At 69.3% G+C, this 6,436-nt stretch carries 4 protein-coding genes, 1 tRNA gene and 1 pseudogene; all 6 read right to left on the bottom strand.

Annotation, left to right across the window (positions count from 1 at the left end; all coding sequences use genetic code 11):
- The coding region (clpX, locus tag PKC53_RS18410; RefSeq protein ID WP_324431282.1) for an ATP-dependent Clp protease ATP-binding subunit ClpX at positions 1 to 727 on the bottom strand (727 nt) is incomplete at its 3' end.
- 126 nt (positions 728 to 853) lie between these two features.
- A complete protein-coding gene (gene clpP / locus PKC53_RS18405) occupies positions 854 to 1,462 on the bottom strand; it encodes an ATP-dependent Clp endopeptidase proteolytic subunit ClpP (protein WP_324431280.1) in 609 nt (202 codons plus the stop codon).
- A 113-nt stretch (positions 1,463 to 1,575) separates the two neighbouring features.
- A complete protein-coding gene (gene tig, locus PKC53_RS18400; RefSeq protein WP_324431278.1) occupies positions 1,576 to 2,883 on the bottom strand; it encodes a trigger factor in 1,308 nt (435 codons plus the stop codon).
- A 26-nt stretch (positions 2,884 to 2,909) separates the two neighbouring features.
- Positions 2,910 to 2,996: transfer RNA gene (locus tag PKC53_RS18395), tRNA-Leu, on the bottom strand.
- 120 nt (positions 2,997 to 3,116) lie between these two features.
- The gene (locus tag PKC53_RS18390) at positions 3,117 to 6,257 is read right to left on the bottom strand and encodes an efflux RND transporter permease subunit (protein WP_324431276.1); all 3,141 of its coding nucleotides are present in this window, start codon (positions 6,255 to 6,257) and stop codon (positions 3,117 to 3,119) included.
- Positions 6,258 to 6,272: 15 nt separating this feature from the next.
- Positions 6,273 to 6,436, bottom strand: a pseudogene (locus PKC53_RS18385) (efflux RND transporter periplasmic adaptor subunit); the annotation flags it as partial.

Below are 6,436 nucleotides of genomic sequence, written 5' to 3'. Positions count from 1 at the left end.
TCGTGTCGATCTGCAGGAAGTCCTGGTTCGGGTGCTTGCGCCCGCCCTGCGGCGGTACGCTGGCCATCGTGCCCTCCACCAGCTTGAGCAGCGCCTGCTGCACGCCCTCGCCCGAGACGTCGCGCGTGATGCTGGGGTTGTCGGCCTTGCGGCTGATCTTGTCGATCTCGTCGATGTAGACGATGCCGCGCTGCGCGCGCTCGACGTCGTAGTTGCAGTTCTGCAGCAGCTTCTGGATGATGTTCTCGACGTCCTCGCCGACGTAACCGGCCTCGGTCAGCGTCGTCGCGTCGGCGATCACGAACGGCACGTTGAGCATGCGTGCCAGGGTCTGCGCGAGCAGCGTCTTGCCCGATCCGGTCGGCCCGATGAGCAGGATGTTGCTCTTCGTCAGTTCGACCTCGTCCTTGCCGGCGGTGTGCTTCAGGCGCTTGTAGTGGTTGTAGACGGCCACCGACAGGATGCGCTTGGCCTGGTCCTGCCCGATCACGTACTGGTCGAGCAGCGACTTGATCTCGCCGGGGGTCGGCAGGTCCGAGCGCGAGGCCTTGCCCCCGCCGGCGTCGGACGGCACCTCGTCACGGATGATGTCGTTGCACAGCTCGATGCACTCGTCGCAGATGAACACCGACGGGCCGGCGATGAGCTTCTTGACCTCGTGCTGGCTCTTGCCGCAGAACGAGCAGTAGAGGACCTTCTCGCTCGAGGCGCCTTTTTTGTCGGCCATGGGGAGTCGTGCGCGGGCAGTGCGGGTGGGCGTCTTTGAATGATAGTCCATGCGCACGCCGGCCCTGCGGGCGGAAAAGAGCCCGCAATCGCCGTGATGGCGCGTGCGCCGGTGCCCGCGCAGCGATCAGCCGCGGCGCTCGATCACCTGGTCGACGAGGCCGTAGTCCCTGGCCTCCGTGGCGCCCATGAAGTAGTCGCGCTCGGTGTCGGCGGCGATCTTCTCCAGCGCCTGGCCAGTGCGCTCGGCGAGGATCTTGTTGAGCTGTTCGCGCGTCTTCAGGATCTCGCGCGCGTGGATCTCGATGTCGGTGGCCTGCCCCTGCGCCCCACCCAGCGGCTGGTGGATCATGATCTTCGAGTTCGGCAGCGTGAAGCGCTTGCCCTTGGCGCCCGCGGCGAGCAGGAACGCGCCCATGCTGGCGGCCATGCCGATGCACAGCGTCGACACGTCGGGCTTGATGAACTGCATCGTGTCGAAGATCGACAACCCGGCGCTGACGCTGCCGCCGGGGCTGTTGATGTACAGCGAGATGTCCTTGTCGGGGTTCTCGCTCTCGAGGAACAGCAGCTGCGCGACGACCAGGTTGGCGGTCTGGTCGTTGACCGGCCCGACGAGGAAGATCACCCGCTCGCGCAGCAGGCGGCTGTAGATGTCGTAGGCGCGCTCGCCGCGGCCCGACTGCTCGATGACGATGGGCACCATGCCCAGGTTGCTCGTTTCCAGCGCACTCATGTCTCGCAATCCTTCGCTTGCAGCGGTGACGTGACGCGATTATGGGACCGCGCAGAATGCACCGCGGGCGCCGGCCTTGCAGCTCGGCGCCCGTCGCGGCGTGGCGCGCCGTGTCAGGCGCTCATCAGCTCGTCGAACGGCACCGTCTTGTCGACCACCTTGGCCAGGCCGAGCACGTGCTGCGTGACGTTGTTCTCGATCACGACCGCCTCGACCTCGGCCATGCGCTGGCGGTCGCTGAGGTACCAGCGCATCACCTCGGCCGGTTTCTCGTAGCTCTGCGCCACCTCCTCGATGTGCGCCTGCAGCTGCTCGGGCTTGGCCTGCAGGCCGTTGGCGCGCACCAGCTCGGCGACCACCAGGCCCAGGCGCACGCGGCGTTCGGCCTGCGGCTGGAAGATCTCGGCCGGGATCGGCGCCTTGTCGGCGTCCTTGACGCCACGCTTCTTCAGGTCCTCGCGTGCGGCGGCGGTCATGCGCTCGACCTCACCGTCGACCAGCGCCTTGGGCACGTCGAGTTCGCAGGCCTTGACCAGCGCGTCCATCACCGCCGCCTTGTTGCGTGCCTGCACGCGGAACTTCACCTCGCGCTCGAGGTTGCGCTTGACGTCCTCGCGCAGCGCGGCGACGGTGCCGTCGGCCAGGCCGAGCGACTTGACGAACGCCTCGTCGACCTCGGGCAGGTGCTGGGCCTCGATCTTCTTCATCGACACCAGGAAGTCGGCCTCCTTGCCGGCCACCTCCTGGCCGTGGTAGTCGGCCGGGAACTGCAGCGGGAAGGTCTTGCTCTCGCCGACCTTCATGCCGCGCACGGCCCTGTCGAACTGCTCGAGCATCTGGCCTTCGCCGATGACGAACTGGAAGCCCTCGGCCTTGCCGCCGGCGAACGGCTCGCCGTCGATCTTGCCCTCGAAGTCGATCGTCACACGATCAGCCTCGGCGGCACCCTCGGCGGCGGGGCGCTGCGCGAAGGTGCGGCGCTGCTTGCGCAGGATCTCGACCGTCTTGTCGATCGCCGCCTCGGTGACCTCGGTGCTCACCCGCTCGATCTCGGCGCCCGTCAGGTCGCCGATGCGCACGTCGGGGTACACCTCGAAGGTCGCGTCGAACGCGATTTGGCCGTCGGGCGCGCCGTCCTTCTGCGCGATGCGCGGCGCGCCGGCCACGCGCAGCTTGGCCTCGTTGGCGGCCTCGGCGAAGGCCTGGCCGACCTTGTCGTTCATCACCTCGTAGTGCACCGAGTAGCCGTAACGCTGCGCGACCACCGACAGCGGCACCTTGCCGGGGCGGAATCCGTCGGCCTTGACGGTGCGCGCGAGCTTCTTCAGCCGCGACTCGACCTCCCGGTTGATCTCGTCGGCGGCGAGCGTCAGCGTGATGCGGCGCTCGAGCTTGTCCAGGGTTTCCACGGTGACCGTCATGATCTCGAACTCTTTCGTTGCGTGTCTGGTGCGCGGGGGGGGACTCGAACCCCCACACCATCGCTGGCGTCAGGACCTAAACCTGGTGCGTCTACCAATTTCGCCACCCGCGCGAGGGCTCCAAGTGCAACGGGGCCGCCGGTGGCATTGGCCAGCGACCCCGCGAGGCGATTCGGCAAACGCATCATTTTAGCGGCAGCGCGGCGCCGCGCCCCGCGCCGGCCGGTGGCCGGTCAGCGCGCCGGTTCGCGCCTCACGCGGAACCAGGCGGCGTACATCGCGGGCAGCGCGAGCAGCGTCAGCGCGGTGGCCACGATCAGCCCGCCCATGATGGCCACCGCCATCGGCCCCCAGAACACGCTGCGCGACAGCGGGATCATCGCCAGCACTGCCGCCGCAGCGGTCAGCACGATCGGGCGGAAACGCCGCACCGCGGCTTCGACGATCGCGTCCCAGGCCGGCACGCCGCGCGCGCGGTCCTGCTCGATCTGGTCGATCAGGATCACGGAGTTGCGCATGATCATGCCCATCAGCGCGATCACGCCGAGCAGCGCGACGAAGCCGAACGGCCGGTCGAGCAGCAGCAGCGCCGCGGCGACGCCGGCGATGCCCAGCGGCCCGGTGAGAAACACGAGCATCGCGCGGCTGAAACTGTGCAGCTGCAGCATCAGCAGCGTGAAGATGATGAACAGCATCGCCGGCACGCCGGCGGCGATCGATCCCTGCCCCTTACTGCTCTCCTCCACCGCGCCGGCGACCTCGATGTCGTAGCCCGGCGGCATGCGCGACTCGAGCTGCTGGAGCGCCGGCCACAGCTGCGCCGTCACCGTCGCGCCCTGCAGGCCCTCGACCACGTCGCCCTGCACGGTGACGGCGAAGCTGCGGTTCTCGCGCCAGACCACGCCCGGCTCCCAGCCGAAGTCGATCTTCGCCACCTGCCCGAGCGGCACCGCCCGCCCGCTGGCGGTGGGCACGTAGGCGTCGGCGAGGTCGGTGATACGGCGGCGCTCGTCCTCGGGCTGGCGCAGCACGATGTCGATCAGCTTGTCGCCTTCGCGGTACTGGCCGATCGTCGTGCCCGACAGCATGGTGCGCGACGCCTGCGCCAGTGACTGGCTGCTCACGCCGAGCGCGCGTGCCTTGTCCTGGTCGACCTGCAGGCGCAGCACCTTGACCGATTCGTTCCAGTTGTCGTTGACACCACGCATGTGCGGGTGGTCGCCCAGGATGCGCTTGGCCTCGTCGGCCCAGCGCCGCACCTGCTCGACCTCGGTGCCGACCACGCGGAACATCACCGGATAGGCCACCGGCGGCCCATTGGGCAGCAATTTGACTCGCGCACGCACCTCGGGGAACTCGGTGGCCAGCAGCGCCGGCAGCGCACGTCGCAGGCGCTCGCGCTCGGCGAGGCTGGTCGGCAGCACGATCGCCTGGCTGACGTTGCCCTGCGGGAAGATCTGGTCCAGCGGCAGGTAGAAGCGCGGCACGCCGCCGCCGATCCAGGTGCTGACGCTGGCCACGCCCGGCTCGGCCATCAGGCGTGCCTCGAAGCGCCGTGCGACCTCGTCGCTGGCGTGGATCGTCGAGCCCTCGGGCAGCCACAGGTCGACCAGGATCTCCGGGCGGCTCGAGTCGGGGAAGAACTGCTGCTGCACGCGGCCCATGCCGGCGACGCCGAGCGCGAAGACCGTCAGCGTCGCTGCGATCGTCAACCAGCGGTGGCGCACGCAAGCGTCGACGACGGCGCGGAAGCGGCTGTAAAAGGGCGTGTCGAACAGCTCGTGCGGCCCCTCGTCGCCACCGGCGCGCGCTTTGACGCGCAGCAGCCGCCAGCCCAGCCACGGCACGAAATACACCGAGACCGCCCACGAGATCACCAGCGCCGCCGCGGTGACGGCGAAGATCGCGAACGTGTACTCACCGGTGGTCGACTTCGCCAGCCCGATCGGCAGGAAGCCGGCGGCGGTGATCAGCGTGCCGGTGAGCATCGGCATCGCGGTGACGTCGAAAGCGAAGGTGGCGGCGCGCAGCCGGTCGTAGCCCTCCTCGAGCTTGCGCACCATCATCTCGACGACGATGATCGCGTCGTCGACGAGCAGGCCCAGCGCGATGATCAGCGAGCCCAGCGAGATCTTGTGCAGGCCCACGCCCCAGTAGTACATGGCGACGAAGGTGATCGCCAGCACCAGCGGGATCGTGATCGCGACCACCAGCCCGGGCCAGATGTCGATGCGCAGCGGCCGCGTGTGCAGCCCGAGGCTGACGAAGCTCACCGCGAGCACGATCACCAGCGCCTCGACGAGCACCTTGACGAACTCGCCCACCGAGCGGCCGACGGCGGTCGGTTGGTCCTGGATCTGCACGAGTTCGATGCCCGCCGGCAGGTCGGCGGCGATCTGCGCGGTGGCCTCGCGCAGCGCCTTGCCCAGCACGATGATGTCGCCGCCCGAGGCCATCGACACACCCAGCGCGATGACATCACGCCCCTGGTGCCGGACCTTCACCGCCGGCGGTTCCGCGTAGGCGCGCCGGATCTCGGCGATGTCGCCCAGGCGCAGTGCGCTGGCCTGCCCGGTGGCCGGGTTGACCGCGCGGATCGGTAGCCGCGCCAGCTCGTCGACCGACGTGAACGCGCCGGCCACGCGCACCTGCAGGTTCTCGCTGCGCGCGTCGAGCACGCCGGCGCCCTCGACCGCGTTCTGCGCGCCGAGCTGCGCGACGACCTGGTTCATGTCCAGTGCGAGCTGCGCCAGGCGCTTCTGACCGATCTCGACGTACAGCTTCTCCGGCTGGACGCCGAACAGCGCGACCTTGCCGACGTCCGGCACACGCAGCAGCCGCTCGCGGACCCCCTCGGCGAACTCGCGCAGTTCCTCGGGGGTGAAGCCGTCGGCCCACAGCGCGAAGATCGAGCCGTAGACGTCGCCGAACTCGTCGTTGAACACCGGCCCGACGACGCCCGCCGGCAGCGTATGGCGCATGTCGCCGATCTTCTTGCGCGCCTGGTACCACACGTCGCCGACGGCGTGCGGCGGCGAGTGGTCGGCCAGCTGCAGCAACGTCAGTGACTCGCCCGGCTTCGTGTAGCTGCGCACCACGTCGGCGTAGGGCACCTCCTGCAGCGTCTTTTCGATCTTGTCGGTGACCTGCTCGGCCACCTGCACCGCGCTCGCGCCGGGCCAGAACGCCTGCACCACCATCACGCGGAACGTGAAGGGGGGGTCCTCGTCCTGTCCCAGCTGGAAGTACGCTGCGGCGCCGAGCAGCAGCAGCACGATCATCAGGTAGCGCGTCAGCGGCGCGTGCTCGATCGCCCAGCGCGAGACGTTGAAGCGCGACGCGCCAGCCGGGGCCGCGGACGTGGCGGGGGGCATCGGCGTGGCGAACGTTCAGCGCGAGGCCGCGGCCTCGACGGGCGCGGCGTACAGCGTGACCTTCTGTCCCGGCGTCAGCACGTGCACGCCGGCGGTGACCACCTGCTCGCCGGGCTTCAGCCCAGATGCGACCAGCGCCTCGTTGCCCTCGGCACCGCCGATCTCGACCACGCGTGCCG

This window comes from Azohydromonas sp. (assembly GCF_035325925.1).
Lineage (GTDB): Bacteria > Pseudomonadota > Gammaproteobacteria > Burkholderiales > Burkholderiaceae_C > Calidifontimicrobium.
The sequence above is the reverse complement of the archived record's forward strand: the minus strand, read 5'-3'. Positions and strand labels throughout refer to the sequence as shown.

What these genes read in the sequence shown, in the direction of transcription:
- clpP (WP_324431280.1), bottom strand. Translation starts at nt 1,462, where the DNA reads ATGAGTGCGCTGGAAACGAGCAACCTGGGCATGGTGCCCATCGTCATC.
- tig (WP_324431278.1), bottom strand. Translation starts at nt 2,883, where the DNA reads ATGACGGTCACCGTGGAAACCCTGGACAAGCTCGAGCGCCGCATCACG.
- PKC53_RS18390 (WP_324431276.1), bottom strand. Translation starts at nt 6,257, where the DNA reads ATGCCCCCCGCCACGTCCGCGGCCCCGGCTGGCGCGTCGCGCTTCAAC.